Source organism: Novosphingobium resinovorum, from assembly GCF_027922145.1.
Classification (GTDB): Bacteria; Pseudomonadota; Alphaproteobacteria; order Sphingomonadales; family Sphingomonadaceae; genus Novosphingobium; species Novosphingobium resinovorum.
Genome location: NZ_BSFC01000011.1, coordinates 320,467 through 345,812 on the forward strand (window position 1 = coordinate 320,467; position 25,346 = coordinate 345,812).

At 67.1% G+C, this 25,346-nt stretch carries 22 protein-coding genes; 3 read left to right on the plus strand and 19 right to left on the minus strand.

What is annotated here, in order from left to right:
- Positions 1–26 precede the first annotated feature (26 nt).
- From PKE80_RS06510 to PKE80_RS06520, 3 genes are all read right to left on the minus strand, one after another.
- Positions 27–2,510: a TonB-dependent siderophore receptor gene (locus tag PKE80_RS06510; protein WP_271181795.1), complete on the minus strand. Its 2,484-nt coding sequence runs from the start codon at positions 2,508–2,510 to the stop codon at positions 27–29.
- A 146-nt stretch (positions 2,511–2,656) separates the two neighbouring features.
- Positions 2,657–4,192, minus strand: coding sequence for an adenosine deaminase family protein (locus PKE80_RS06515; protein ID WP_271181796.1), 1,536 nt, complete (start codon positions 4,190–4,192; stop codon positions 2,657–2,659).
- The gene (locus tag PKE80_RS06520; RefSeq protein ID WP_271181797.1) at positions 4,189–5,298 is read right to left on the minus strand and encodes a purine nucleoside permease; all 1,110 of its coding nucleotides are present in this window, start codon (positions 5,296–5,298) and stop codon (positions 4,189–4,191) included. The genes PKE80_RS06515 and PKE80_RS06520 overlap by 4 nt, the downstream gene beginning before the upstream one ends.
- Positions 5,299–5,590: 292 nt before the next feature.
- Here PKE80_RS06520 and PKE80_RS06525 point away from each other — a divergent pair, with 292 nt between their 5' ends.
- From PKE80_RS06525 to PKE80_RS06535, 3 genes are all read left to right on the plus strand, one after another.
- Positions 5,591–6,532, plus strand: a complete 942-nt coding sequence (locus PKE80_RS06525) for a LysR family transcriptional regulator (RefSeq protein ID WP_008832235.1) — start codon at positions 5,591–5,593, stop codon at positions 6,530–6,532.
- Between the two features lie 82 nt (positions 6,533–6,614).
- Positions 6,615–7,148: a phosphoribosyltransferase gene (locus tag PKE80_RS06530; protein ID WP_036522491.1), complete on the plus strand. Its 534-nt coding sequence runs from the start codon at positions 6,615–6,617 to the stop codon at positions 7,146–7,148.
- A gap of 2 nt (positions 7,149–7,150) precedes the next feature.
- The gene (locus PKE80_RS06535) at positions 7,151–7,729 is read left to right on the plus strand and encodes an LOG family protein (protein WP_008832237.1); all 579 of its coding nucleotides are present in this window, start codon (positions 7,151–7,153) and stop codon (positions 7,727–7,729) included.
- A gap of 99 nt (positions 7,730–7,828) precedes the next feature.
- Here the strand turns inward: PKE80_RS06535 and PKE80_RS06540 are convergent, their stop codons facing one another.
- From PKE80_RS06540 to PKE80_RS06615, 16 genes are all read right to left on the minus strand, one after another.
- A complete protein-coding gene (locus tag PKE80_RS06540) occupies positions 7,829–8,308 on the minus strand; it encodes a DUF4269 domain-containing protein (RefSeq protein ID WP_271181798.1) in 480 nt (159 codons plus the stop codon).
- Positions 8,305–9,315, minus strand: coding sequence for an adenosine deaminase (locus PKE80_RS06545; protein WP_271181799.1), 1,011 nt, complete (start codon positions 9,313–9,315; stop codon positions 8,305–8,307). Before PKE80_RS06545 ends, PKE80_RS06540 begins: the two co-directional genes overlap by 4 nt.
- Positions 9,312–10,580 (minus strand): guanine deaminase, encoded by a 1,269-nt coding sequence (gene guaD / locus PKE80_RS06550; protein WP_271181800.1) that lies wholly within the window; start codon positions 10,578–10,580, stop codon positions 9,312–9,314. Before guaD ends, PKE80_RS06545 begins: the two co-directional genes overlap by 4 nt.
- Before the next feature lie 160 nt (positions 10,581–10,740).
- The gene (gene xdhC, locus PKE80_RS06555) at positions 10,741–11,664 is read right to left on the minus strand and encodes a xanthine dehydrogenase accessory protein XdhC (RefSeq protein WP_271181801.1); all 924 of its coding nucleotides are present in this window, start codon (positions 11,662–11,664) and stop codon (positions 10,741–10,743) included.
- Positions 11,661–13,967 (minus strand): xanthine dehydrogenase molybdopterin binding subunit, encoded by a 2,307-nt coding sequence (xdhB, locus tag PKE80_RS06560; RefSeq protein WP_271181802.1) that lies wholly within the window; start codon positions 13,965–13,967, stop codon positions 11,661–11,663. Before xdhB ends, xdhC begins: the two co-directional genes overlap by 4 nt.
- Positions 13,960–15,372, minus strand: coding sequence for a xanthine dehydrogenase small subunit (gene xdhA, locus PKE80_RS06565; RefSeq protein ID WP_271181803.1), 1,413 nt, complete (start codon positions 15,370–15,372; stop codon positions 13,960–13,962). Before xdhA ends, xdhB begins: the two co-directional genes overlap by 8 nt.
- Positions 15,373–15,379: 7 nt before the next feature.
- Positions 15,380–15,712, minus strand: coding sequence for a hydroxyisourate hydrolase (uraH, locus tag PKE80_RS06570; RefSeq protein ID WP_008832244.1), 333 nt, complete (start codon positions 15,710–15,712; stop codon positions 15,380–15,382).
- Positions 15,709–17,139 carry an FAD/NAD(P)-binding protein gene (locus tag PKE80_RS06575; RefSeq protein WP_271181804.1) on the minus strand — a complete coding sequence of 477 codons (1,431 nt, stop codon included), beginning with the start codon at positions 17,137–17,139 and terminating at the stop codon, positions 15,709–15,711. The genes uraH and PKE80_RS06575 overlap by 4 nt, the downstream gene beginning before the upstream one ends.
- Positions 17,136–17,576 (minus strand): 2-oxo-4-hydroxy-4-carboxy-5-ureidoimidazoline decarboxylase, encoded by a 441-nt coding sequence (uraD, locus tag PKE80_RS06580; RefSeq protein WP_271181805.1) that lies wholly within the window; start codon positions 17,574–17,576, stop codon positions 17,136–17,138. The genes PKE80_RS06575 and uraD overlap by 4 nt, the downstream gene beginning before the upstream one ends.
- Positions 17,573–17,953, minus strand: coding sequence for an oxalurate catabolism protein HpxZ (gene hpxZ / locus PKE80_RS06585; protein ID WP_271181806.1), 381 nt, complete (start codon positions 17,951–17,953; stop codon positions 17,573–17,575). The genes uraD and hpxZ overlap by 4 nt, the downstream gene beginning before the upstream one ends.
- Positions 17,943–18,830 (minus strand): allantoinase PuuE, encoded by an 888-nt coding sequence (gene puuE / locus PKE80_RS06590; RefSeq protein ID WP_271181807.1) that lies wholly within the window; start codon positions 18,828–18,830, stop codon positions 17,943–17,945. Before puuE ends, hpxZ begins: the two co-directional genes overlap by 11 nt.
- A 145-nt stretch (positions 18,831–18,975) precedes the next feature.
- A complete protein-coding gene (gene pucG, locus PKE80_RS06595) occupies positions 18,976–20,223 on the minus strand; it encodes a (S)-ureidoglycine--glyoxylate transaminase (RefSeq protein ID WP_507763579.1) in 1,248 nt (415 codons plus the stop codon).
- Complete coding sequence (locus tag PKE80_RS06600; protein WP_271181808.1) at positions 20,213–21,454, minus strand: allantoate amidohydrolase; 1,242 nt, start codon at positions 21,452–21,454, stop codon at positions 20,213–20,215. Before PKE80_RS06600 ends, pucG begins: the two co-directional genes overlap by 11 nt.
- Positions 21,448–23,025, minus strand: coding sequence for a gamma-glutamyltransferase family protein (locus PKE80_RS06605; protein ID WP_271181809.1), 1,578 nt, complete (start codon positions 23,023–23,025; stop codon positions 21,448–21,450). Before PKE80_RS06605 ends, PKE80_RS06600 begins: the two co-directional genes overlap by 7 nt.
- A gap of 8 nt (positions 23,026–23,033) precedes the next feature.
- Positions 23,034–23,975 carry a 5'-methylthioadenosine/S-adenosylhomocysteine nucleosidase gene (locus tag PKE80_RS06610; RefSeq protein ID WP_271181810.1) on the minus strand — a complete coding sequence of 314 codons (942 nt, stop codon included), beginning with the start codon at positions 23,973–23,975 and terminating at the stop codon, positions 23,034–23,036.
- Positions 23,975–25,342, minus strand: a complete 1,368-nt coding sequence (locus PKE80_RS06615) for an NCS2 family permease (RefSeq protein WP_271181811.1) — start codon at positions 25,340–25,342, stop codon at positions 23,975–23,977. Before PKE80_RS06615 ends, PKE80_RS06610 begins: the two co-directional genes overlap by 1 nt.
- Positions 25,343–25,346: the final 4 nt, after the last annotated feature.

The window sequence follows — 25,346 nt, forward strand, 5'->3', positions numbered from 1 at the left end:
GATCGCCGACGCTCCCTCTCGGGGCATCAGAACTTGTACGTCAACGAGGCCTGGAAGCTGCGCGGCAGCTCCGGCAGGACGATCGTGGAACCGAACAGTTCGGTAAAGTTGGCACGGAAGTACTTCTTGTCGGTGACGTTCTTCACGACCAGACGGGCGAGCCACGGGCCGGTCTCGTACGAGATGGCCGCGTCGATCTTGGTGTAAGCGGGCAGCTTCACCGCCTGCGACTGGCCCGAGTAGACCGAGTCCACCTTCACTCCGCTGGCGCTCAGCGCGAGGCCGTTGTCGAAGGCATACGTCGCTGTCAGCGAGTAGAGGTTGGTCGGGATACCGGCACGGCGCGAGTCGCTCTTGCTGGTGATCGGCACGAGGCCGATCGGCTGGCCGCCGAGGTAGAGCGACGGATCGCTGACGTTGACCAGATCCTCGATGCCGAAGAAGCTGAACAGCGTGCCATTGGTCAGCGCGGTCAGGTTGTAGACCTTGGTGCGCGTGTAGCCACCGGTGATCAGCAGGTGCTTGTCCACCGACCAGCGGAACTCGGCTTCCAGGCCCTTGGTCTCGACCGACTGGTTCACCGTGACCGACTGGATGTTGTAGTCGGTGCGCTTCTGCTTGTAGATCGACACCGCCGCATAGAGGCGATCATCGAGCCAGCTTCCCTTCAGGCCGCCTTCGTAGAGCTTGGAGGCCGAGACAAAGGTCTGTCCGGCGATGTCGCCCGGATAGAGTTCAGCACCCTGCCCGGCGATCACGGTCGATTGGCGCGCGATCGTGGCATAGGGGATCAGGCCGTAGGGCAGCTTGTAGTTGGCGCTGGCCGACCACGACCATGCGCCCTTGTTACCGCTGGCGCTGTCGGGAATGCCGTCCGCCCGATTGGATGCGACCTGCGCCGCTTCCATCTTGCCGATGTTGTAGGCCGACTTCGCCTTGAGGTAGTCGTAACGGGCACCCACCGTCACATCGAGACCGAAACTGAAGTCGAAGTCCGCCAGCGCGGCGATTGAGTAATCGGTGTAGTGGCCGGTGACATAGTTGGTGTAATCGCAGTCGCACTCGGTCGAGAGCAGGCGATCCGACGCCGGGGTGTAGCCGACGGTCAGGTCGACGCGATGGAAGTATTCGTAGTTGAAATCGTCACCGTGCTTGAAATTGGTGTAGCGGATCGACGGCGATACCTGGAATGCGAACTTGCCGATATCGTTCTCGAACTTGTCCGAGATGACGACCTTGTTCTCGATCGCATAGGAATCGTGGAACTGCGAGAAGCCGTAGGAATTCTCGTTGATGTTGTCGTACGAGTCGAAGAAGAACTGGTTCTTGATCTCGAGATCGCCGGCACCTTTCCAGATCAGGTCAGCGTAAAGCGTACTGCCCTTGTTATCGAGGCGATCGTTCTTCCCGGTCAGCGTCTTGCGGCGGCTGAGCTTGGCGGTGCCCACGTTGGTCAGGTTGAGCGCGGTATTGGGGTTGGGCGTACCGTCGGGGCTGTTGGTAAAGCATGCGTCCGTGATCGACGATGCAAACACCCCGCCACCGCAGGCGAAGCCGCCGAAGATCGACATGCCGCCGGGAACCGCCGCGTTGATCTCGCCCTGCGAAATCTGGCCGTCGCCATTGGTGTCGAGCGGCTTTGCCGAGCCGGTAATGTACGTGCCGTTGTCGACGAGGTCCTGCGTCAGGCGGTTCCAGCCGCCGTTCTGCTGGCCCTTGTAGTTCTGGTACATGCCGCCGAATTCGAGGCGCAGGTTGGGCGTCAGGTCGGTGTCGAACGAACCCTGCAGGATCGTCTGACGGGTCGACATGTTGTCGTAGTAGCTGCCCGAATCCTCGACTTCCGCGAACAGGCTGTAGCCGAATTCCTGCGTGCCGATCTTGCCGGGGCCGCGCATTTCGGCCTTGATATCGGCCTTGCGCCAGCTGCCGCCGGTCATGGTGACCTCACCCTCGGGGCTGGCGAGGTAGGAGCCGCCCTGAACGCGCGCCGACTTCGGCACGAAGTTCATGTAGCCGCCGGTCTTCGACGGACCGTAGATCGGCGAGGCCGGGCCGCGCACGATGTCGATGCGCTCGGAGGCGCCGATCGGGGTCGGGTAGTTGCCGGGGTTGTCGAGGCGGCGCATGCCGCGGAAGTAGATTTCGCCCGGAGTACCGCGAATGTCGAGCGCGCCGCCGACGCCGAAGAACGAGTTGGTGAACGTGCCCGGCGACTGCGCGACGAGGTCGTAGATGTCGGTAATGCCGAAGCGTTCCATCTGCTCGGCGCTGATGGTGGAGACCGAACGCGGCGTCTCGGTCACGGTCTTGTCGAAGCCGAAGACGGTGCCGACACCCTCGATCGGCAGAGCGCCGAGCGAACCGGTGACGACGATGTCCTTGCCGTCCTCGGTCGTTTCATCGGCGGCCGCCTGCGCGAAAGCCGGTGTCGTCAGTGCAGTGCAACAAAGCAGCGCGCCCGCGGCCAATACCGTCTTGCGCGCAGTGAAACGGATCATATCCCTCATGGTATGCCCCCTTGATACGGCGGGAACGGTCCTTGCCGCCCGCCGCGTGCTGTTGTGTCCCTCCTCTCCCGCACTTCCCTGTGCAGTCCCTGTTTACGGTGTGCCGTTGCTTTGACGGCAAGCATCCGCGATCGCGGCAAGGAAACTCAGTCCCCCGCCGCTCCCTGTCTGGCCTTGAACCGGTCGAGCGAGCGCTCGAACCGGTCGAAGTTCATCTCCAGCCGTGCCTGCAGCGTGGCCTTCTCGTTCTTTGCGAGAAATGTCTTGCAGGACCCGGCCGCGAAATCCGTCGCGCACGGCGCCACCACTGCCCCATAGCGGCGGTCCGCCCACAGGCTCGCGCCCGGCGCGAAGGAATATTCCAGGCTGTTGCGCGCCAGTTCCTTGAGGTCGGCGTAGTGCAGCCCCTGTTGCTGCACCGCGCGGACATGCTCGTTGGTCATGTCGGAACGCAGCACGCCCTCGTCGTCGGTGGAGAGCATCACCGGCACGCCCATCGAGCGGTAGAGGTGCAGCGGATGGACGCCGCCCTCCACGCCCAGGATCACGGCGTTGCTGGTGAGATTGATCTCCACCCCGATCCCGTCCCGCGCCATGCGGGCGAGGGTTTCCGGGGCGTTGACTTCATAGGCAATGTCGACGCCGTGGCCGATGCGCTTGGCACCCGAGGCGATGGCCTTGCCGATATGGTCCTCGAGATCCTTGGGCGGCACCAGCCCGAGCGCGAGTTCGCCTGCATGCATGGTGACGTTGACCTTGGGATACTTCGCTCCGAGGAAGCGGAACATCGCCATGTGCAGGTCGTAGTCGCGCAAGGCGACCGGATCGTCCTCGGGCATGACGATGTTGACGCCGACGAAGCGCGGGTCCTTGTCCGCCAGCACGAAGCCCGCGAGCATCGAGCGCCACACGACCTGCCGCGGCAATCCGCGCATGGCCGAGTAGATGTAGTGCATCGCGACGCCGCAGCCCGGATCGGCCGCCTTCGTGCTGCAGCCGAGGCGCTTCTTCGCGAAGGCTTCCTCCTCGTCCACTTCCGCGATAGCCGGCGCGACCAACGCCTGAGCCGCCGGAAGGTCGCGCTTGTAGGCGGCGGCGATGCCGTCGACGTCGAGCGGTGCATTCGGGGCGGACAGCATGAACGGCGTCGTGCTGTCCGGATTGTGCATCAGTTCGACGTAGACGAGGTTGTTGCGGCCCGCGCTGGCGAAGGCGTCGGCCAGCCAGCGCGCGTCTTCGCCGTCCGCCGCAGGACCGAACTTGCGGAAGCTGGAGAAGAACTGGTTGTGGCCGGAGACCAGAGCCGGGCCGATGCCCTTCTGGAAGCCCCGCGTAGAGATCGCGTCGATCAGCTTCGCGTAAGTGAACGGGTCCTTCTCGGCCATCGGACCGATCTGGAGTTCGGCGGGACACGGCCCCGGCACGATGCGGGTAATCCCCTCGTCCGCGCACATGCCCTTGGCGGCGGCGACCTTGAGGAAGTCCTCCGCATAGACCGAACCGCCGAGGTGGTTGTGCAGATCGCCGCCCTTGGGCATCGCCTGCAGGAACACGCGCAGCCGCCCGGCATTGCCCGCCATTTCGTCGAGCATGGCAGACGCCGCCGCCTCGTCCGCATGCGCGGCCGGAGCCGCGAGAGGCAAGGCCAGCGTCGTCAGCAAGGTGGAAACGAGGCGCCTCACGGTACGGGGGCCTCCGGCACCGCGTTCTCGTACTTGTCCCAGTGCTTGAGCAGTTCGTGCACGACCGGCGCGCCGACGAGATAGTTCGCCTCGAACGCGGCCTTCTGGCCCGCGCCTTCGTTGGCGACGCTCTCGACCGCCGAGACGCCCGGAGGCGGCATCGAAGGGTTGGAGCCCGTGCGCAGCACCATGACACGGTTCGCATCGACCAGACCGTTCTTGGCCGCGATCAGGATCGAGCCCTGCTGGATCTGGCTTTCCATGTTGGTCATGGCGAAGCGACCCTTGCCGCCGGTCCACAGCTTGACCCAGTCGCGCGCCCACTGCGTGCGGCTCGGACCATGCCAGTAGCGCAGGCCGCCCAAGGTCTCGCCCATCAGCACGAACGGCGGCTTCTGCGCATTGGGCCAGCCCTTCCAGCGCGCGCGGTCGGCCTGAAGCTCCGGCGAGTCCGGGATCTTCATGTCCTTGCTGAGACCATAGGCCCAGTAAGCGAGCCCCTGATTCAGCTCGGCCGACATCGACAGCTTGCGGGTGTCCGTGAAGCCGGCGAAGTCCTGAGTGGCTCCGGGCAGAGTGTTCGGCTTGTCGGCGCCGATCGCGAACAAGCCATAAGGCCAGTCCTTCGGCACTTCGCGGTCGTCGAACTCGCGCAGCTTGTCGCCGTCGACCACCCAGCGCGACCACGCCGCGCTGCCGACCGAGGCCAACTGCGGATCGACGCCGGAGATGCCGGTGAACAGCCAGTACGTCTTCGTGAAATCGAAGCGCGGGTCCATCAGCAGCGCGGTCAGCTGGTCGGACACGCTGCCGATCATCGTGTCCGGGCTGCCCCAGACCATGCCGTAGAGCCCGTCCGCATTGCGGCGCAGCGGGTGGAGCGTGCCCTTGACCGGGATCACCTCGTCGAGATGCTCGCGCTCGGCCCAGGCCTGGAATTCGCCGGGGGCATCGCCCTTGTCCTCACCCGGTTCGAACGTGGCGACGACGATGACCTTCACCGGAATCGGCGTGACCTTGGGAATTTCCGGCAGCGCAGGCTCGGCCGCTGCCGCAGCGACGGGCGCAAGCAGGCCCGCTGCTGCAGCAAGCGCCAGCGCACGCAAGGAAGCCCTCAAGGGGCGGCCGGATCGATAAGCAATCATTGTAACTAGAACCCCGAGAACGGGGGGCGCACCCGCGCAGGTTCGGTGGATTCACCCGGCACCGGCGCGCCCCCTTACCAAAAGTGCGGCTCCGGCGACCGACGATCCCCCTGTAGGGAGAGGATCGGGAAATCGCGTTCGTCGGATCGCACCTTCCGGTATTGCTAGCGGTGGTACGGCACAGGAGATAGTGCTAGCAAACGCAATGAATCCCACGGTCCGTTGCAAAAATTAGAGCAGGTCTAAAGTCGCCATGCCCGCCTTTTCCCGTTTTCTGCGCTATTTCATGGTCGTCGGCCGCCACGGTTCGATCCGCAAGGCCGCCGACGAGCTCAATGTCTCGGCCTCGGCCATCGCCCGCCAGATCCTCAACGTCGAGGCGGAGATCGGCACACCTCTGTTCGAGCGCCTGCCCACCGGCCTGCGCCTGACGGCGGCGGGAGAGATCATGATGGCGGCGGGCAACCGCTGGCAGAAGAACATGCAGGACATCCGCGCGCAGATAGAGGACTTGCGCGGGCTCAAACGCGGTCACGTGGACTTCGCCATCATCGACGCGCTGGCCAAGGGCTACATTCCCTCGGTCGTCCGCTCGGTGCAGGAACGGTATCCGGGCATTACCGTCGGCGTGAAGGTCCAGGCCAACGACGAAGTCCGCAAAGCCGTCGCCAGCGGCGAAGTCGATTTCGGCATCCTGTTCGAACCGCACAGCTACCGCGACCTGACGGTACGCGCCTTCGTGGAAGTGGTTCTCGGCTTCATCACGCCGCCGGGGCACCCGCTGGGCGAACTGTCCGAGGCCCGCTTCTCCGCCGCCATCGGCGAGCCGCTGATCGTCCCGGCCGAAGTTCTGGCGATCAGCCAGCAGATCGCCGTCCTCGAAGGCACGACAGGCATGGACATGAGCCGGATCGCGACCTCCGACAACATCCAGATGATCGCCTCGCTGGTGCAGGCCGGAGCGGGCGTGGGTATCCTGTCCTCACTCGACGTGATCACCGAAGTGCAAGCGGGCCAGGTATCCTTCACCCGCATCTCCGACGCGCTGCTGCGGCCGATGACGCTGGCGCTCTGTACCAACTCCGCACGCACCCCTTCCTATGCGGCCAGTCTCGTTCTGTCGGAGATCGAGAACGGGTTCGCGGGCCTCAGCTATGTGGAATCGATGCTCTCGACGGAAGAGAACGACGCATGATGCTGCTCACCCGGTTGCCCTTGCGCCATAGTGTCCCTATCGGCACACCTTTCCCGACATCGCCGGACAGGATTCGCTCCGCATGAGCCAGACCGAAGAACCGCAACTGCATTACCTCGAATACTACGAGGACTTCCTCGCCAAAGTCCGCGTGCTCTCGCGCAAGATCCGCGAAGGCGAATGGCAGCCCGAATTCATCATAGGCGTCGGCCGCGGCGGCCTCGTGCCGGCGGTCTACATCTCGCACCAGCTCGAAGTGCCGATGCTGTCGATCGACCACTCGGCCAAGGTTCCCGGCTTTGCCGACGAACTGCTCGGCAAGGTCGCAGGGATGACCGCCGAGGGCAAGCGCCTGCTCTTCGTCGACGACATCAACGACAGCGGCGGCACCATCGAGTACATCCGCAATCTGCTGGGCGACAACGGCTGCGACGCCGAAAACCTGCGCTTCGCGGTGCTGATCAATAACACCCGTTCCAAGGCGGTCGCCGAACTCTACGTCGACGCCATCGACCGTGACGAGGACAAGCGCTGGTTCGTGTTCCCGTGGGAATCGGTCGGCACCAAGGACGCCATCGTCGAGGAAGCGCGCTCGGTCCCCGAGAGGCTTGGCTGATCATGCGGATCTGCGTCTATCTCGGCTCCTCTGCGGGCGTTAATCCCCTGTATCGCGAAGCTGCGCACCAGTTCGGCACGCTGCTGGCCAAGCGCGGCATCGGCCTCGTCTACGGCGGCGGCATGGTCGGCCTGATGGGCGTGGTCGCGGACGCGGCCTGCGCGGCGGGCGGCGAAGTCATCGGCGTCATCCCCGAGGCCCTGCGCGCGCGCGAGCACGACCACCAGGGCATCACCGAGCTTCACGTCGTCAAGACCATGCACGAGCGCAAGGCGATGATGGCCAATCTCTCGGACGGTTTCGTCACCCTGCCCGGCGGCATCGGCACGTTCGAGGAAATGTTCGAGGCGTGGTGCTGGACGCAGCTCGGCTATCACAACAAGCCGGTGGGCCTGCTTGACGTGAACGGGTTCTACTCGGGGCTGGGCCAGTTCATCGACAACGTGGTGGAGGAAGGCTTCCTCCAGCCGCGCCACCGCGCGATGCTGATCGTCGAGAAGGACCCCGAGGCGATGATCGATCGGATCGTCAACTTCGTCCCGCCCGAAAACGAGCACTGGCTCGGCGCGCAGGACGTTTGAACGAAACGCTACTTCGTCATTGCGAGCGAAGCGAAGCAATCCAGGGCGGAGTAGCACTGCCCTGGATTGCTTCGCTTCGCTCGCAATGACGACAAGGGCTCAGGTTTCGGTAATATTCAACACCGCCGCGTAAGGATCACCCGCCAGCCCAAGCACGTGCGCGAAGGCGGGCTCGGTCTTCATCCCGGCCGCCCGCGCCGCCATTACGGAAGCGCGAAACTCCGGCCCGCGCTCATCGAGAAGCCGGCGCTCGATCTCGAAATGCCGCCACCCGACTTGCGCATCGACCGGCACCGGCGAGCCGAACAGCTCGAACGGCACCCCGTCGATCGTGAAGACCGCGACCACCGCCCGCTCGTCACGCAGCCACTGATGCATCGCGAAGTCCGCAGCGCCCGCGAAAGCACCCCATACCACGCGGGAAAACTCCCCGGCGTCAGGCGCATGGCAGAGGACATCGACGTCACTGCCGGGCACGGCGATGCCGAGCGGAAACGTCCCCGCGACCCGCGCATCGAAGGCGACAAGAACCGACAGTATTCCACTGTGCTCGACCGCCTCGCGCCATTTCGCGCTCACCCTGCGGCGTAAGCCTCCAGCCGCTCGACATGCCGTGCGACCATCTCCTGCGGCAGGAAAGAGCCGGTGAAGCTGTTGCGCGCCAGCGTCACTAGGTCATCGCGCGAAAGCCCCCTCGCCTCAGCCACAGCGCGGTAGTTGTCCGCCACGTATCCGCCGAAATAGGCCGGATCGTCGGAATTCACCGTAGCTTTCAAGCCCTCCGCCAGCATCCGGTCTAGCGGATGATCAGCAAGGTCCTTCACCACGCAGAGCTTGAGGTTGGACAGCGGGCAGACCGTCAGCGTGATCCCCTCGGCCGCGAGGCGCGCAACCAGCGCCTCGTCTTCCAGCGCGCGGTTGCCGTGGTCGATGCGGTCGACGCCGAGCAGGTCCAGCGCCTCGTGGACGTAGGCGGGCGGGCCTTCCTCTCCGGCATGGGCGGTGATCTTGAGGCCCTTCTCGCGCGCCGCCGCGAAGACGCGGGCAAACTTGGCGGGCGGGTGGCCGACTTCCGAACTGTCGAGCCCCACCGCCGCGATCCTGCCCAGCCAGGGCTCGGCCATCTCCAGCGTGGCGAAGGCGGCCTCTTCCGGCAAATGGCGCAGGAACGAGAGAATAAGCTGCGACGTCAGGCCGAATTCGGTCTCGGCCGCCGCCATTGCCGACAACAGGCCCTCGATCACTTCGGCAAAGGGAATGCCGCGATCGGTGTGGGTCTGCGGATCGAACATGATCTCCGCATGGACAACGCCGTCCGCCGCGGCGCGCGTGAAGTACGCCATCGCGAGGTCATGGAAATCCGCGCGGGTGCGCAACACGTCGGCGCCCGCGTAATAGATGTCGAGGAAATCCTGCAGGTTCGAGAAGTCGTAGGCGGCGCGCACCTCCTCCACCGAGGCGTAAGGAATGGCGACGTTGTTGCGCTGCGCCAGCGCGAACATCAGTTCGGGCTCGAGGCTGCCTTCGATGTGGAGGTGCAATTCGGCCTTGGGGAGGCCGGCGATAAACTGGGCAAGATCGGTCATGGTGTCCTTTTGTACGCGCATTCGCCCAGCAGGTAAGTACGGGAAATGGCGCGCTCGTCGCCGAGGATCTGGAGTGCGAAGAGCCGCGTGGCAAGGTCCGCGTCTTCTGTCCGTCGCTCCATCAGCGGCGTGGCGGCGCTGTCGAGCACGACGAAGTCGGCCTCCTGCCCCACTTCCAGCGCGCCCACGCGGTCGGCGATGTGCAGCAGCGAGGCGCTTCCCGCCGTGGCGAGATAGAGCGCGCGGAACGGATCGAGCCGGTCCTCGCGGGCCAGCGCGGCCTGGTAGGCGAGGCCCGCTGTGCGCAGCATCGAGAACGACGTGCCCGCCCCGACGTCGGTGCCCAGGCCCAGCCGCAGCGCGTGCCGGTCCGCCTGTCCGAAGTTGAAGTGTCCGGACCCAAGGAACAGGTTGGACGAAGGACAGACCGCCACGCCCGCGCCGCTCTCGTGCAGGCGCGAGCAGGCCCGGTCGGACAAGTGGATGCCGTGCGCGAAGACCGAGCGCGGCGTTACCAGTCCGAAGCGGTCGTAAGCATCGAGGTAGTCGGCGCTGTCCGGGAACCGCGCGGCGACAGCGGCGACTTCGTGGACGTTCTCCGACAAGTGCGTGTGCATCAGCACGTCGGGATGCTTGGCCAGAAGCGCGCCTGCGTCGGCCAGCTGCGCATCGCTGGAGGCGAGCGCGAAACGCGGGGTCACCGCGTAGCCCAGTCTGCCCCGCCCGCGCCAGCGCCGGATCAGCGCCTCGGTTTCGGCCCGTCCCGAAGCGACGGTATCCTGCAGGCCTTCGGGGCCGAGGTCCATCAGCACCTTGCCGGAAACGATGCGCATTCGCCGCTCCAGCGCGGCCTCGAACAGGGCATCGACCGACTGTTCGTGGACGGTGGGATAGACCAGCGCGCTGGTGGTTCCGTTGCGCAGCAGTTCGTCGAGGAAGAACGCCGCCACGGCATCGGCGTGGGCCTTGTCCGCGAACGCCTTTTCCGCCGGGAAGATGTGCTTGTCGAGCCAGTCGAGAAGCTGTTCCCCGTAGGAGGCGATGCGGTCGGTCTGGGGGTAATGGACGTGCGCGTCGATGAAGCCGGGCACGACGAGGCCGGGCAGCATTTCGACATCGGGATACTTGTCCGCGAGGTCCGGGTAAGCGCCGCGCGCGATGACCACGCCATCCTCGACGACGAGCAGGCCGTCGGGTTCATGGCGCACGGCATCGGGCGCGTCATGCGGGACCGAGAGCAGTTCGGCGCGATAGGCGCGGATCATCGTTCCTCCCCGGTACGGGGAGGGGGACCACCCGCAGGGTGGTGGAGGGGCACCGGCGGGGTCGCACTGACCTTCAAGGACAGCCGGTCTGGCGCGTGCCCCTCCACCATGCTTCGCATGGTCCCCCTCCCCCATTGGGGGAGGAACTTGGCGGTACTCATCATTTTCCTCTCAATTGCAGCAGCTGCGCGCAGACCGCGATGGCGATCACGTCCGGCTCCTTGCCGGAGACGCCGGGCACGCCGATCGGCGCGGTGAGGCGCTCCAGCGCCTCCGGTGAAATTCCGTCCGCCGCCAGTCGCGACCGGAAACGGGCGATCTTGGTGGATGAGCCTATGAGGCCGACGAAAGCCGGCAACTCGGCACGCCTCAGCGCCGCCAGCGTCAGATGATAGTCCAGCGGATGATCGTGCGTCAGGATCAGCACGGCGGCATCGGCCGGAGCCTCGGCGACGCAGTGCGCGATGTCCTCCTCGGCGACCAAGGTCACACCGTCGATATGCGCCTGCTCGGGCCGGGTGTCGAACCATGCGAGTTGCAGCGGCAACCCGATCATGTGCCGCGCGATGGCCTGCCCGACATGGCCCGCACCGAACAGGTAGACCGGGCGCGGCCGCTCGCCCACTGGCTCGACGATGCGGGCGCCAACTTCGGGCCTGTCGCCGCGCGCGGACTGGCGGGTGACCGTTTCACGCTCGAACACGCGGCGTTCCACGGCGTCTTCGGCAAAGCTGGTCACCAGCATCCGGCCGGGCTCGGCGTCATGCAGCCAGTCGAGCGCCCCGGTGTCGAGATGCTCCACCAGCACCCGCACCCGGCCGCCGCAGCATTGCCCCAGCAGCGGGCCAAGCGGATAGTCCTGCACCCTCCACGTGCCCGGCGCATGACCCAGGATTGCGCGCGCCTGCTCGACCGCGCGGTATTCCAACTGGCCGCCGCCGATGGTCCCTTCCTGTCCCTGCGCAGTAACGAGCATCCGCGTGCCCGCCCCGCGCGGGGCCGAGCCCTCGCTGGCGAGCACGGACACCATCGCGGTCGGGACCGTCCGGTCCAGCCGCCGCAGCCAACCGATCCACTGCGTCATGCCGAAAACGCCGCGATCGCCTTGAGGATGCGCTCAGGCGTACAGGGCGCGTCGAGCTGCGGCAACGCGCGCTTGCCGGGCACGGTCGCGGCAACGGCGCGGTTCAGCGCCGAGAAAACCGAGATCGCCAGCATGAACGGCGGCTCGCCCACCGCCTTGGAACGGTTGATGGTCGGCTCGACGTTCTCGCCGTCCCACAAGGTCACGGTGAAATGCCTGGGCCGGTCGGAGGCGGTGGGGATCTTGTACGTCGCGGGGCTGTGCGTCAGCAAGCGCCCCTTGGCGTCCCAGACCAGTTCCTCGGTCGTCAGCCAGCCCTGCCCCTGGATGAACCCGCCCTCGATCTGGCCCTTGTCGATCACCGCGTTCAGCGATCGGCCGACGTCGTGAATGATGTCGACGGCCAGGACTTTATGCTCGCCGGTCAGGGTATCGATCACGACCTCGCTCACCGCCGCGCCATAAGCGAAATAGTAGAACGGACGGCCCTTGAAGACCGAGCGATCGTATTCGATCCCCGGCGTCGCATAATAGCCGGTCGAGGACAGCGACACGCGCCCGATATGCGCCTTGCGCGCGACTTGCGCGAAATCCAGCGTCTCCGCGCCGACGATCACGCCGCCGGGGGTGAAGTGCACCTCGCCTTCCTCCAAGCTGTAAGTGCGGGCGAGGAAATCCGTCAGCCGGTCGCGGATCGTCATCGCCGCATTGTGCGCCGCCATGCCGTTGAGGTCCGCGCCGGAACTGGCCGCCGTAGCGGAGGTATTGGGCACCTTGTCAGTGCGCGTCGCGGTGATGCGGATGGTCTCCATCGGCACCGCGAAGACGTCGGCCACCACGCGCGCTACCTTGGTGTAGAGGCCCTGCCCCATCTCGGTGCCGCCGTGGTTCACCTGGATCGAACCGTCGGCGTAAACGTGGACGAGCGCGCCCGCCTGGTTGAGATGGGTGGTGGTGAAGCTGATCCCAAACTTCACCGGCGTCAGCGCGATGCCCTTCTTGAGAACGGGATTGGCGGCGTTAAACGCTTTCACGGCCTTCACCCGCTCATCGTAGCGCGACGTCTGCCGCAGCCGGGCAATGAGTTGCGGGGCGACGTTGTCGGCGACGGTCATCGCGTATGGCGTCGTCTCGCGCCCCGGACCGTAGAGGTTCAGCACCCGCACATCGAGCGGGTCGCGGCCCAGCGCCATCGCCACGTCGTCGATCACGCGCTCGATAGCCAGCATGCCCTGCGGCCCACCGAAGCCGCGGAAGGCGGTGGCCGAGACGGTGTTGGTCTTCAAACGCTCGGACACGACTTCGACGTCGGGCAGGAAGTAGCAGTTGTCCGAATGGAACATCGCGCGGTCGTTAATCGCCGGGGACAAGTCCACCGTCGCCCCGCACGCCGAGGCAAGGTGCAGCGACAGCGCCAGCAGACGGCCCGCGTCGTCGAAGCCGACCTCGTAGGCGACATCGAAGGGATGGCGCTTGCCGGTCATGACCATGTCGTCGTCGCGATCGACGCGGAACTTGGCGGGGCGACCGGTCTTGCTGGCAACGAGCGCGGCGGCGGCGGCGAACAGCGCGGCCTGCGTCTCCTTGCCGCCGAACGCGCCGCCCATGCGCCGCACCTCCACCGTCACGTCGGCGGACGATACGTGCAACATGTGCGCGACGAGGTGCTGGACCTCGCTCGGGTGCTGGGTGGAGCACAGGACGTGGACCTGCCCGTCCTCGCCCGGTGTCGCGACGGAGACTTGGCCCTCAAGGTAGAAATGGTCCTGTCCGCCCATGGCGAAGCGGCCCGAGAGGCGGTGAGGCGCGGCGTCCAGCGCGGCAGGAGCATCGCCCCGGGCCATGCGCTGCGCGGGCTCGATGTGCGATCCGGCAGCCTGCGCCTCGGCGACCGTGAGCGCGGCTGGGAGCGGTTCGTACGCGATGCGGCCGAGACGCGCGGCGATGCGGGCCGCGCGCTGGCTGGTCGCGGCGACGAGGAACACCGCCTGCCCGTGGGTGATGACTTCCCCATCGGCGAGCAGCCGGTCGTCGCCCGCTACCGGACTGACGTCGTTCGCGCCGGGAATGTCGGCGGCAGTATAGACTGCGACGACGCCGGGAGACGCACGCACCTCGGACAAGTCCATCGAGACGATCCGCGCGCGCGCCTCGCTCGACTGGCCGAAGGCGAGGTGCAGCATGTCCGCAGGTTCGGTCAGGTCGTCCGCATAGCGCGCCTCGCCCGCGACATGGAGCCGCGCGCTGTCGTGCGGATGCGAGGGCTTGGGCAGCACCTTCCAGGCGGGATCGCGCTCAGCCATCGACAGCCTCCAGCACGGAAGTCGCGACGCCCTGCGAGCGCAGCCAGAGACGACGTAGGAGATTCGCAGCGGCCTCGACGCGGTAGGCGGAGGAGCCGCGCACGTCGGTCAGGGGTTCGAAGTCCGCTTTCAGCGCTTCGGCAGCGGCGGTGAACGTGGCTTCGGCAAAAGGCTGGCCGATCAGCGCGGCCTCGCACGTGCCGGCCCGCTTTGGAGTCGCCGCCATGCCGCCGAACGCGGCGCGCGCCTCTTCGATCACGCCGTCCTCTACACGCAGCGCGAAGGCGCCGCAGACCGCCGAGATGTCGCTGTCGAACCGGCGCGAGAGCTTGGAAATCAGGATCACCGTATCCGCCGGAGGGCGCGGGATACGCACGGATTCGACGAACTCGCCAGGCTGCCGATCCTGCTTGCCGTAAGCGAGGAAGTAGTCCTCCAGCGCCATCGTCCGCCGCCCCGCCATGCTGCGCAGCGTAAGTTCGGCACCGAGTGCAATGAGCGCCGGAGGGCCATCGCCGATCGGCGAACCGTTGGCGATATTGCCCCCCACGGTCCCGGCGTTGCGTACCTGAAGCCCCCCGATGCGGCGCACGAGTTCGCCGAGGTCCGGATGCAATCGAGCCATCGCCGCATGTGCATCGGCGTAACGCACGCCCGCACCGAGGGTCAGCGCATCGGCGCTTTCCTCGATCGCCGCGAGTTCGGCGATGCCGCCCAGGAAGATCACGGTGCCCAGATCGCGCAGGCCCTTGGTGACCCACAGGCCCACGTCGGTAGCTCCGGCCACCAAACGCGCGTTGGGATGTTCGGCCAGCAATGCAGCGAGTTCATCGCAGGTGCGCGGCGCGAACCAGCGGCGGCCCCGCCACTCGCCCGAAGCGCTGCCCTCCAGCGCCTTGAGCGCGGCGATCACCCTCGTATCGTCCTGCTCGCAAGATCCGGCACCTTCCCCGGCCTCGATGATCGGACCATAGCCGGTGCAGCGGCACAAGTTGCCCGCGATCACATCCTCTACCGGCAGATCGCAGCCGCGCGCGCCGATGGTGCGGCCGTGCAGCGACATGACGAATCCCGGCGTGCAGAAGCCGCACTGCGAACTCCCGTTGCAGGCCATCGTCTCCTGCAAGGCATTGAGCGTGCCGGTATCGTCCTTGAGGCTTTCGACGGTCATAACCGCCTTGCCGTCCAGCATCGGCAGGAACTGGATGCAGGAATTGACCGCGCGCCATGCCACGCCCTCGCCTTCCAGCGCGCCGACCAGCACCGTGCAGGCACCGCAGTCTCCCTCGGCGCAACCTTCCTTGGTTCCGGTGCGCCGCATCGTGTAGCGCAGATGATCGAGCACCGTCGCGGTCGGATCGACCGTGTCCAGTTCGACCACTTCGCCATCAAGAAGGAAGCGCACCGGCACGTCAGCTGCCCCGGTAGGTCGAGTAGCCGAAAGGCGAGACCAGCAGCGGTACGTGGTAATGCGCATCGGGGTCGGCAATGCCAAAATCGATCGAGACATGATCGAGGAACGGCGGCTCGGGCAGCTTGATCCCCTTGCCCCGGAAATAGGCGGCCACCGCGAAAGTCAGGCGATACGTGCCGGTCGGCAGCGCCGGGAGACCCGGGCAGCGGCCGTCGGCATTGGTCTCGCCGGTGAACAGGATCGTGCCCGACCCGGTTTCGAGACACAGGGAAATCCCCGTCGCGGGAGCGCCGTGAGTCGTATCGAGGACGTGCGTGGACAGACTGCTCATGCGACCGTCTCCTCCTCGCGCGGCCACTGGCCGAGAAATTCATGCTCGTCATAGTCGAGAAAGTCGGCCACCAGAGCCTCCCGGTCGTCGAGGAAGAGTTGGTCGGCCACGCCCTTGACCAGCCGGGGCAGCGCATTGTGCAGGCCCGACAGTGCCGAGGCCGAGAGCCCCAGGCTCACCAGCGCCGAATAGTTGAACGCGAACAATCCGTGCAGCGGCGCGCCGTCCACTCCATCGCGCGGCAGGAACTCGAAAGCGTTGCCGAGATAAGGGTGAGCATCGATGAGCGCATTGGGCTTGCCCGGAGGCGTCACGCGATCGGACCAGCGGGCGATGAGGTCGGCCACGTCCGCCAGTTCGGGACGCAGGCCGGGATCGCTGAGGAGACCGGTGGAGACGACGACGAAGTCGAAGTCGTGATGCCCGTGCGGCGTCGTGACACGGACCAACCCGTCATGTTCCTTCACGTCCAGCCAAGGCGCGCCGAGGTGCAGGGCAAAGCCGGGCCATGCCGCCGCGCGCTCGAAGGTGTCGTTCGTCGGCGGCTGGTTGTGACCGAGGAAAGCGTCCATTGCCGCGTATTTGGTCTGATCGTCCAGCGCCGGGTAGCGAGCGGTGAAGCCGACGCGCTCCATGAAGCGGATCGGGTTGATGCGGGGCAGTTCCTTGCGGCGCATGAACACTTCCGCCGCCGCCACGCCCTGCGTCAGGGCGAAGTTGGCGTTGTCGAAGGCCGAGGCGCCGCCGCCCAGCACGCCGATGCGTTTGCCGTGCAGTGCCGCGAAGTCGATCGGCTCGCTGGTGTGCGCCCACAAGTGCCGGGGCAGGTTGTCGCGCACCATCGCCGGGGTGTGCCATTCGCCGCCGCCCTGGATGCCGGTGGCCAGCACCACCTTGCGCGCCAGCGCCACGCTGCCGTCAGCGAAGTGCAGGCAATGCACGCCATGCGCCGTGACCGGCTCGATCCGCTGCAGCTTCGCGCCGTTCTCCACCGGCAGGTCAAGCACGCGGCGATACCAGCGCAGATATTCCATCCAGTCGCCGCGCGCGATCTTGTCGACCGCCTGCCAGCCGGCGAGCCCGTGCTGCGCTTCCCACCAGGCGCGGTAGGTCAGCGAGGGCACGCCGAAATCGATCGGGTTGAGATGCTTGGGCGTACGCAGCGTGACCATGCGCGCATACGTTTCCCAGGGCCCTTCGAACCCGGCCTCGTTCTCGTCGAACACGCGCACGTTGGTCACGCCCTCGCGCCTCAGGCCCAGCGCGGCGGAGAGGCCGCATTGCCCCCCACCGATGACCGCGACATCGAGCACCGGCGCGCCCTCTACCGCGCGCGGTCGCACCCATTCGGGGCGAGCGAAGCCGATCAGCTCCAGCTCGCGGGCAAGCTGCGCCTCGAGGGCGGGAAGGCCGATTGCATCGTTCATGTCATGTCTTTCAGGCGCAGGCGGACGATCTCGCCGATCTGCTCCAGCGCGGTGGCCACTTCGGTCTCGCGGTCGTTGGCGAGGCGGCGGTCCATCGCGGCGAGGATACCCGCCTTGTCGGTCAGGCGCACGCAGATGATGAAGGGAAAGTCGAACGCTGCGCGGTAAGCGGCGTTCAGGCGGTGGAACTCGGCGTATTCCTCAGGGGTCAGGCGGTCGAGCCCGGCGCTGGCCTGCTCGGCGGTGCTGGCCTCGGTGAGGGTGCGGTCGATCGCGGCCTTGCCCGCGAGTTCGGGGTGCGCGCGGATCAGGGCAAGCTGCTCGTCAGGGCTGGCGGCGTGCAGCACCGCCATCAGATCGGCATGACGATCGCCGGAAGACGGCCGCGCGTCGGCGCGCTCCTCCACCCAAGGGCTATGTTCGAACAAGGCGGTCACGATGTGCTCCCCTCAAGGCTGACGTGAGCGGAAACGACCTTCCAGCCGTCTGCGAAGCGCACCCATGATTGAGTCTGGCGCCCTCGGTGATCGGAGCCTTCGCGGAAGAATTCGGCATCGGCGGTGGCGAAGGTATCGCCGTAGACGGTGATCGCCACGCGGCCCAGCTTGCGCTGCGGAGACCCGCCGCGTCCCTTTCGGAACGCGCGGATTTCCTCGATGCCATAGAGCACTTCGCCCACGCCGTAGCGGTTGGTGGTGGGGGCATCGTGGAACAGCGCGTCCATCGCCGGGATATCGTCCGCCATCAGCGCCGTCTCGTAGGCGTGGAAGGCGTGGGTGACTTCGGCGAGGAGGACAGGGTCATTAATCCGCATAAGGATGCACCTCCATCCAGTGCCGCGCGATGTCGATGCGCCGCGCCACCCAGGCGTCGCCGCTGGCGGTGACATGATCGAGGAACCGCGCCAGCCACCGCGCGCGGCCGGGCTTGCCGGCGATGCGGGCGTGGAGGCCGATCGACATCATCCGCCCGCCCTCCTCGCGCAGCTGGTCGAAGGTGTCGCGCATGTGGCGGAAGAACTGCTCGCCCTCGGTGAAGCCGTTGAGCGCGACAATCTTCATGTCGTTGACGTCGAGGGTATAGGGCACGATCAGCTGAGCTTTGTCGTACCGGGTGTCCCAGTAAGGCAGGTCGTCGGCGTAGCTGTCCGCGTCGTAGGTGAAGCCGCCCTCCTCGGCCACCAGCCGCGCGGTATTGGGCGAGGTGCGGCCCTGATACCAGCCGAGCGGGCGCTGGCCGGTGAGCTTTTCGTGGAGCGCGATGGCCTCGGCGATGTGCGCGCGTTCGACTTCCTCGGGCTGGTACTGGTAATCGATCCAGCGCAGGCCATGGCTGGCGATCTCCCAGTCCGCCGCGAGCATCGCCGCGACCGCCTCGGGGTTCATCTCCATGGCCTTGGCCACGCCGAAGACGGTGATGGGCAGGCCGCGCTCGGTGAACAGGCGATGCAGGCGCCAGAACCCGGCGCGGCTGCCGTATTCGTAGAGGCTCTCCATCGCCATCGCCCGGTCCGGGTGACTGCCCGCGCCGACCATTTCGGACAGGAACGCCTCGGAGCCCTTGTCGCCGTTCAGCACCGAGTTCTCGGCGCCTTCCTCGTAGTTGACGACGAACTGCACCGCCACGCGGGCACCGTTCGGCCACTGCGGGTCGGGCGGGGTCTGGCCGTAGCCGATGAGGTCGCGGGTCATACCGTCGTCATCCCGGACTTGATCCGGGACCGCTGGCCGTGAACAGCCCAGCGCGCTGCGGACGCCTGCGGCCCCGCCGAAAGAGCGTGCCTAAAGACCGCCACCGGTCCCGGCCTGCGCCGGGACGACGCCAGATGACGCATCCTCATGCGCCTTCGCCTTCGGGCCACGCCGCGATGGCCGCCGGAACCGCCTCGCCCATCGGCAACGCGAATCCCTGCATCACCAGACATGATTCCAGCGCTGCCAGCGTCAGCAGCACCTTGTGCTTCATCGCGTTGTAACCCATCGCGCCGATGCGCCAGATCTTGCCTTGAAGCGGGCCGAAAGCGGTGCCGATCTCGATCTCGAACAGCTCGCGCATGGCCCCGCGCACGGCCTCGCCATCGACGCTCTCGGGGATGTACACGCCGGTCACGTTGGTCATGCGATAGCGGTCGTCGCCGAACACCGTCAGCCCCATCGCGCGCAGGCCCGCCGTCATTGCCCGGCCCGCCGAGGCATGGCGGGCATAGCGCGCCTCAAGCCCCTCGCCCAGCACGATGCGCGCGCATTCTCGGGCGGCATAGAGCATCGAGGTCGCCTCGGTGTGGTGGTTCAGGCGCTTTTCGGACCAGTAATCCATGATCATCGCGAGGTCGAAGTAGTTGGAGCCGATGCGCGGGCCGGCACCATCGACCGTTCCGGCGACGCGGATGCCCTGCTCCACATGACGGCGCTTGCCGATGTGCTCGGCGGCGCGGTCCGAAATCGTGATCGGGGCCGAGCCGGAGGGGCCGCCGAGGCACTTCTGCAGGCCGCCGGTGACCACATCGACATCCCAGCGATCCGCCGCCAGTTCCATGCCGCCGATCGTCGCGGTGGCATCGACGTAGGATAGCGCGCCCGCCCGGCGGCACAGTTCGCCGAAGCCTTCGAGCGGCTGCGCCATCGTCGTCGAGGTGTCGCCGTGGATGGTCGCCACGATCTTGGGGTGACAGCGGGCGATGGCCTCGGCGATGCGATCCATCGGCACGACTTCGCCCCAGGGCGCCTCGACCGTCTCGATCACCGCGCCGATGCGCTGGAGGATTTCCGTCAGCAGCAGGCCGAAACGGCCGAAGTTGACCACCAGCACCACGTCGCCCGGCGCGACGAGGCTGACCAGCGCCGCCTCGATCCCGGCGCGGGCGGTGCCGTCGACCAGCATCGTCCACTGGTTCTGCGTCCCGAAGATCGGGCGGTAGAGCGCCATGACCTGGTTCATGAAACCGGTCATCTCGGGATCGAACTGGCCGAGCAGGTCGGCGCTCATCGCCCGCAGCACGCGCGGGTGGGCATTGATCGGCCCCGGACCCATCAGCAGGCGCTGGGGCGGGTCGATCTCTCCAAAGAGCTGCGAATCAAGCGACAAAGGATTCTCCAAGACGATCGATGAAGCCGAGCATTACCCGCAACGCGATCTCCGCGTCCGCAGGCTCGACATGCTCGGCCGGATTGTGGCTGATGCCTTCGCGGCACCGGATGAACAGCATGACAGTGGGGCACAGCGCGGCCATGTTCATGGCATCGTGCCCGGCGCCCGACACCAGACGACGCACCGGCTGCCCGGTGGCTGCGAGCGCATCGTCCATCATGTCCATCAGCGCAGGGTCGCTGGGGCTGGCGGCAAGGTCGTGGATCAGGCTGACGGCCAATTCCAGCGCGCGCGCCTCGGCGATTTCCTCGATCCGCGCGAGGATCGCCTCAGCCACCGCGTCGCGCCGTTCTTCCGCGCCCGAGCGGACGTCGATAGTGAAGCGGACCTCGCCGGGGATGACGTTGGGGGCGCCAGGCAGCGCCTCCAGCACGCCGACGGTGGCGACGACGTCGGAGTTGTCCGCGCGGGCGATCTGCTCCACCGCCAGCACCATCGCCGCCGCACCCGCCAGCGCATCGCGGCGCAGGCGCATCGTCGCGGTGCCCGCGTGCCCGGCCATGCCCTTGACGGTGACGCGGTAGCGCAGCTGCGCGGCGATGCCGGTGACGGTGCCCACCGCGAGGTCGTCCGCCTCCAGCACCGGCCCCTGCTCGATATGCGCCTCGAGGTAGGCCAGCGTGGTATCGGCCGCGCGGGCGGCAGTGAGATAGTCTGGCGTGGTGGCGAGCGCTTCGGCCAGCGTCACGCCCGCCGTATCCGTGATATCGAGCGCGGCGGCATCGAGCGTCCCGGCCACCGCCCGGCTCGTCAGCATCGCGGCGGGAAAGCGCGATCCTTCCTCGTCCCCGAAGGCATAGACCTCGATCGGGAACGGCAGTCTACGCCCTTCGGCATGGAGCGCGGCGACCGCCTCGATACCGAGCATGATGCCCAGCGGCCCGTCGTAAGGCCCTGCGTCACGCACGGAATCGAGGTGGCTGCCGATCACCAGCGCCGGGGCATGGCCGAGGTGGCCGTCATAGCGACCCACCAGATTGGCGGCGGCGTCGATATGGACGCGCATGCCTGCGGCCTCCATCCACCCGGCCACTTGCTCCTGCGCGGCGGCATAAGCCGGGGTAAGGTAGGCGCGGAACAGGCCGCCCTCCATGTCGCTGTAGGGCGCGACGCGCAGTTCGTCGCACCGCGCGACGGCACGAGCGCCGCTAGGGATGTCGCTCACCATCCCGCCGCCTCGCCATCGCTACGCGGATCGCTCGCGCCTTCGAACGCCCCTTCAGCAAGCCGCACCACAGCGCCCGCATGCCCCATCGTCGCAGTCAGGCCACCGACGCGCTCGACGTCGTGGCCAGCATCGGTGAGCTGCGCGTAAAGCCCCTCGTCGAAACCGTCCTCCAGCTTGAGCGAGGTCGTGACGTCCCCCCAGGTCCGGCCCAGCAGCCAGCGCGGGGCGCTGATGGCGTCCTGCAGGTCCATGCCGAAGCGGGCATAGCGCGTGAACAGCGCCGCCTGCGTCTGCGGCTGGCCCTCGCCGCCCATCGTGCCATAGGCCATGACGCGCCCGTCCTCGAACACCGCCAGTGCCGGGTTGAGCGTATGGAACGGCTTGCGTCCGGGCTTCAGGGCATTCCAGCCGGACTCGGCCAAACGGAACGAGCTGCCCCGGTTCTGCCAGGTGATGCCGGTCTGCGGCAGCACGAGGCCCGAGCCGAACTCGAAATAGGTGGACTGGATGCACGACACCACCCGCCCCTCGGCATCGGCGGCGCCGAACCAGCAGGTATCGCCCCACTGCGGCGGCTGCGGCCATTCCAGCGCCTTGGCCGGATCGATCCGCGCCGCGAGTTCGTGCAGCGCGGCGGGGTCGGAGAGCAGCGCCTGAAAGTCGAAGTCCGTGTGCGCCGGATCGCCGACATGCACGTCGCGCAGCAGGAACGCCTGCTTGGTCGCCTCGACAAGGCCGTGGACGTGGTCGAAGCCTTCGGGGGCATCGGCCTTGAGCCGGTCGAACAGCGCCAGGATCAGCAGCGAGGCGAAGCCCTGCGTCGGCGGCGTCGCGTTGTAGAGCGTCGCACCACCGACGCGCGTATGCAGCGGGTCCGGCCGGGTCGCCGTGTGCGCGGCGAGGTCCGCGGCGGAGACGGGACTGCCGAGCGCTTCCAGATCGGCCGCGATCAAAGCGGCCAGTTCGCCGGTGTAGAAATCCTGTAGCCCGTTCGCGGCCAGTTTACGCAGGGTCTGCGCCAGCGCGGGCAGGCGCAGCGTATCGCCCTCGTCCAGCGGGCGGCCTTCCGGCTCGAAGGTCGCGGCGTAGGCGCCGGGCTGGCCGCGCAGTTCGTCGCCCTTCCCTGCCGCGATGGCCGCGCCGCCCTTGGTCACGGCCACGCCGTTCTCGGCATGGGCAATCGCATCGCGCAGCAGGCGCTCCAGCGGCAGCGTGCAGTACTCCGCCTCCAGCGCCGCCGCCCAGCCGGAGATCGTGCCCGCCACCGTATTCGCCGCCAGAGGCCCGCGCGTCGGCACCGCCTCCAGCCCGGCATAGAGCGACAGGTCGGCCGTCGCCGCCGCGCCGCCGCAGCCGTGGATCGAGTGCACGGTGCCGTCCGGCTCGCGGATGACCCAGAAGCCGTCGCCGCCGATCGCGGTCATGTGCGGATAGACGACGGCCAGCGTCGCGGCGATGGCGACGCACGCCTCCACCGCATTGCCGCCGTCGGCAAGCACGTCGCGGCCCGCCTGCGCGGCAAGGAAGTGCGGCGCAGTGGCGATGCCGTTTTGGGCAGTTACGGTCTGCATGGAACCTCTCAGTCCGGAAGCGCCGCCACGAAGGCGCGCACCACGTGGGCGGAGTTCACCGAGGCAAGGCGCTCGTACGTGTCCTCCATGTTCTTATGTTTGTCGCCGCCGGCAAGGTCCGACAAGGATCGGAACACGATCGTCGGCACCTGGTTGGCATAGGCGACCTGCGCCACCGCGCCGCTCTCCATGTCGAGCACGCGGGCGTGCCAGGCCTTGTAGAGATACTCTCGGAACTCGGCATTGTCGGCATAGACCCCGGCGCTGACCCCGGTGCCGCCGACGACGACCTTGGGCGGCTTGGCGAGGCACAGTTCGCTGCCGGGAAGCTGGTGCTCCGAAGGCGGGACGCAGCGTTCCATCGCGATCGTCGGCGCTACCTTGCGCGCGAGGTCGAGCAGCGCCGGGTCCATCGCGAAGGTGAAGAACCGCCTGGGCGGGGTCGCCGCGTTGGGAACCGTCACCCCGCGCGGGAAGATGAAGTTCCAGTTGCCGGGCGCTTCGGGCAGGACGGCCTCCGGCGATTTCCAGCCCTTGCGCCCGTTCTTGCGCGCGAAGTTGACTTCCAGATACTGGCCCCAGTCCTCCGCCACGATGACGTCGCCGATCGTCAGCGAGGGATCGACGCCGCCCGCGATGCCGGAAAAGACGATGCGCTTCACGGAGAAGCGGTCGATCACCAGCTGCGTGTTCATCGCCGCGTTCACCATCGACACGCCGCTCTGCATCAGCAGCACCGGTTTGCCCTCCAGCGTACCGGTCAGGTAAGTCGAGCCGTTGAGGCTATATTCCTTCCGCTCGCTCACGGCATGGACCAGCGCGTTCCATTCGGGCTGATAGGCCGTCATTACCAGGGTACGGGGGATGAGGTCCAGCCGCTCGTCCGCCTGCGCAGGCCCAGCGAGGCACGGGGCGACGAGTGCAAGAGCCGAGGCGATGACGGCGCGCATCAGGCGCCGCCCATCCACACGAAACGGGCGACGAACAGCAGCGCCAGGACCAGCAGGAAGCCGTCCTTCTTCGTGATGGTCCCGCGCACGATCTTGAGCACGGCGTGGGCGGTGATGCCGAAGGCAAGGCCGTTGGCGATCGAAAACGTCAGCGGGATCATCGCTACCGTCAGGAACGCGGGGATCGCCGCGAGCGGGTCTTCCCATTCCACTTCGGTCAGCGGCAGCAGCATCAGGCCGCCGACGATGATGAGCGCGGGCGCGGTCGCGGCCAGCGGGATCACCTGCGCGTAAGGCGCGACGAACATCATTGCCAGGAACAAGACGCCGGTCACCACCGAGGTCAGGCCGGTGCGCCCGCCCACTTGCACGCCCGCGGCGCTCTCGACATAGCTGGTGACGGTGCTGGTGCCCGCCATCGAGCCGACCATCGTGGCGACAGCGTCGGTCACCAGGATGCGGTTGAGACCCGGAATGCGGCCTGCCGCGTCCATCAGCCCGGCGCGCTTGGTGACGGCGACGAGGGTGCCGATATTGTCGAACAGGTCGACGAAGAGGAAGACGAACAGGATTTCCAGCAGGCCGAGGCCATGCTTGCCCGAAAGCCCGAAGACGCCCGCAAGATCGAGCTGGAACGCGGTGCCGGTCAGCGCCGAGAGCGAGTACGGTTCGGGGCTGATCGAGACCATACCCGCGATCCAACCAACCACGGTGGTGGCGAGGATGCCCACCAGCATCGCTCCGCGCACGTTCCACACCGACAGCGCGCCGATGACCAGCAGGCCGAACAGCGCCAGCGCCGCTCCGGGCGCCTTCAGGTCGCCAAGCGCCACGAACGTCGCCGGGTTGGCGACCACGATGCCGGAATCCTTGAGGCCGATGAAGCCGATGAACAGACCGATGCCGCCCGCCACCGCCGCGAAGAGGTACTGCGGGATCGAGGTGACGATCAGCTGGCGGATGCCCGTCAGCGTCAGCAGCAGGAAAGCGACGCCCGAAATGAATACGCAGCCCAGCGCCACCGGCCAGGGCACGCCCATCTGCTGCACGACGGTGAAGCTGAAGTAGGCATTCAGCCCCATGCCCGGCGCCAGCGCCAGCGGGGTGTTGGCCACGAAGCCCATCAGGATCGAGGCGAAGGCCGCCGCAAAGCACGTCGCCGCCGCCACCGAGGCGACCGGCATGCCCGCGCTGCCCAGGATCGCCGGGTTGACCAGCACGATGTAGGCCATCGTCAGGAACGTGGTCATGCCCGCCAGCACTTCCGTGCGCGCGGTGGTGCCACGCGCGGTCAGCGCAAAGTAGCGGTCCAGTTTGCCCGAAGGCACGACCTCCGATGCATCGATGGTGGTTGCGGTCTGCGTCACGCCT

Excerpts from the sequence above, each read along its gene's own strand:
- PKE80_RS06575 (WP_271181804.1), bottom strand. The coding sequence starts at position 17,139 with ATGAACGATGCAATCGGCCTTCCCGCCCTCGAGGCGCAGCTTGCCCGC.
- PKE80_RS06545 (WP_271181799.1), bottom strand. The coding sequence starts at position 9,315 with ATGACCGATCTTGCCCAGTTTATCGCCGGCCTCCCCAAGGCCGAATTG.
- puuE (WP_271181807.1), bottom strand. The coding sequence starts at position 18,830 with ATGACCCGCGACCTCATCGGCTACGGCCAGACCCCGCCCGACCCGCAG.
- PKE80_RS06610 (WP_271181810.1), bottom strand. The coding sequence starts at position 23,975 with ATGCGCGCCGTCATCGCCTCGGCTCTTGCACTCGTCGCCCCGTGCCTC.
- guaD (WP_271181800.1), bottom strand. The coding sequence starts at position 10,580 with ATGATCCGCGCCTATCGCGCCGAACTGCTCTCGGTCCCGCATGACGCG.
- hpxZ (WP_271181806.1), bottom strand. The coding sequence starts at position 17,953 with ATGCGGATTAATGACCCTGTCCTCCTCGCCGAAGTCACCCACGCCTTC.
- uraH (WP_008832244.1), bottom strand. The coding sequence starts at position 15,712 with ATGAGCAGTCTGTCCACGCACGTCCTCGATACGACTCACGGCGCTCCC.
- PKE80_RS06605 (WP_271181809.1), bottom strand. The coding sequence starts at position 23,025 with ATGCAGACCGTAACTGCCCAAAACGGCATCGCCACTGCGCCGCACTTC.
- xdhC (WP_271181801.1), bottom strand. The coding sequence starts at position 11,664 with ATGACGCAGTGGATCGGTTGGCTGCGGCGGCTGGACCGGACGGTCCCG.
- PKE80_RS06535 (WP_008832237.1), top strand. The coding sequence starts at position 7,151 with ATGCGGATCTGCGTCTATCTCGGCTCCTCTGCGGGCGTTAATCCCCTG.
- PKE80_RS06510 (WP_271181795.1), bottom strand. The coding sequence starts at position 2,510 with ATGAGGGATATGATCCGTTTCACTGCGCGCAAGACGGTATTGGCCGCG.
- PKE80_RS06600 (WP_271181808.1), bottom strand. The coding sequence starts at position 21,454 with ATGGTGAGCGACATCCCTAGCGGCGCTCGTGCCGTCGCGCGGTGCGAC.
- PKE80_RS06525 (WP_008832235.1), top strand. The coding sequence starts at position 5,591 with ATGCCCGCCTTTTCCCGTTTTCTGCGCTATTTCATGGTCGTCGGCCGC.
- PKE80_RS06530 (WP_036522491.1), top strand. The coding sequence starts at position 6,615 with ATGAGCCAGACCGAAGAACCGCAACTGCATTACCTCGAATACTACGAG.
- xdhB (WP_271181802.1), bottom strand. The coding sequence starts at position 13,967 with ATGGCTGAGCGCGATCCCGCCTGGAAGGTGCTGCCCAAGCCCTCGCAT.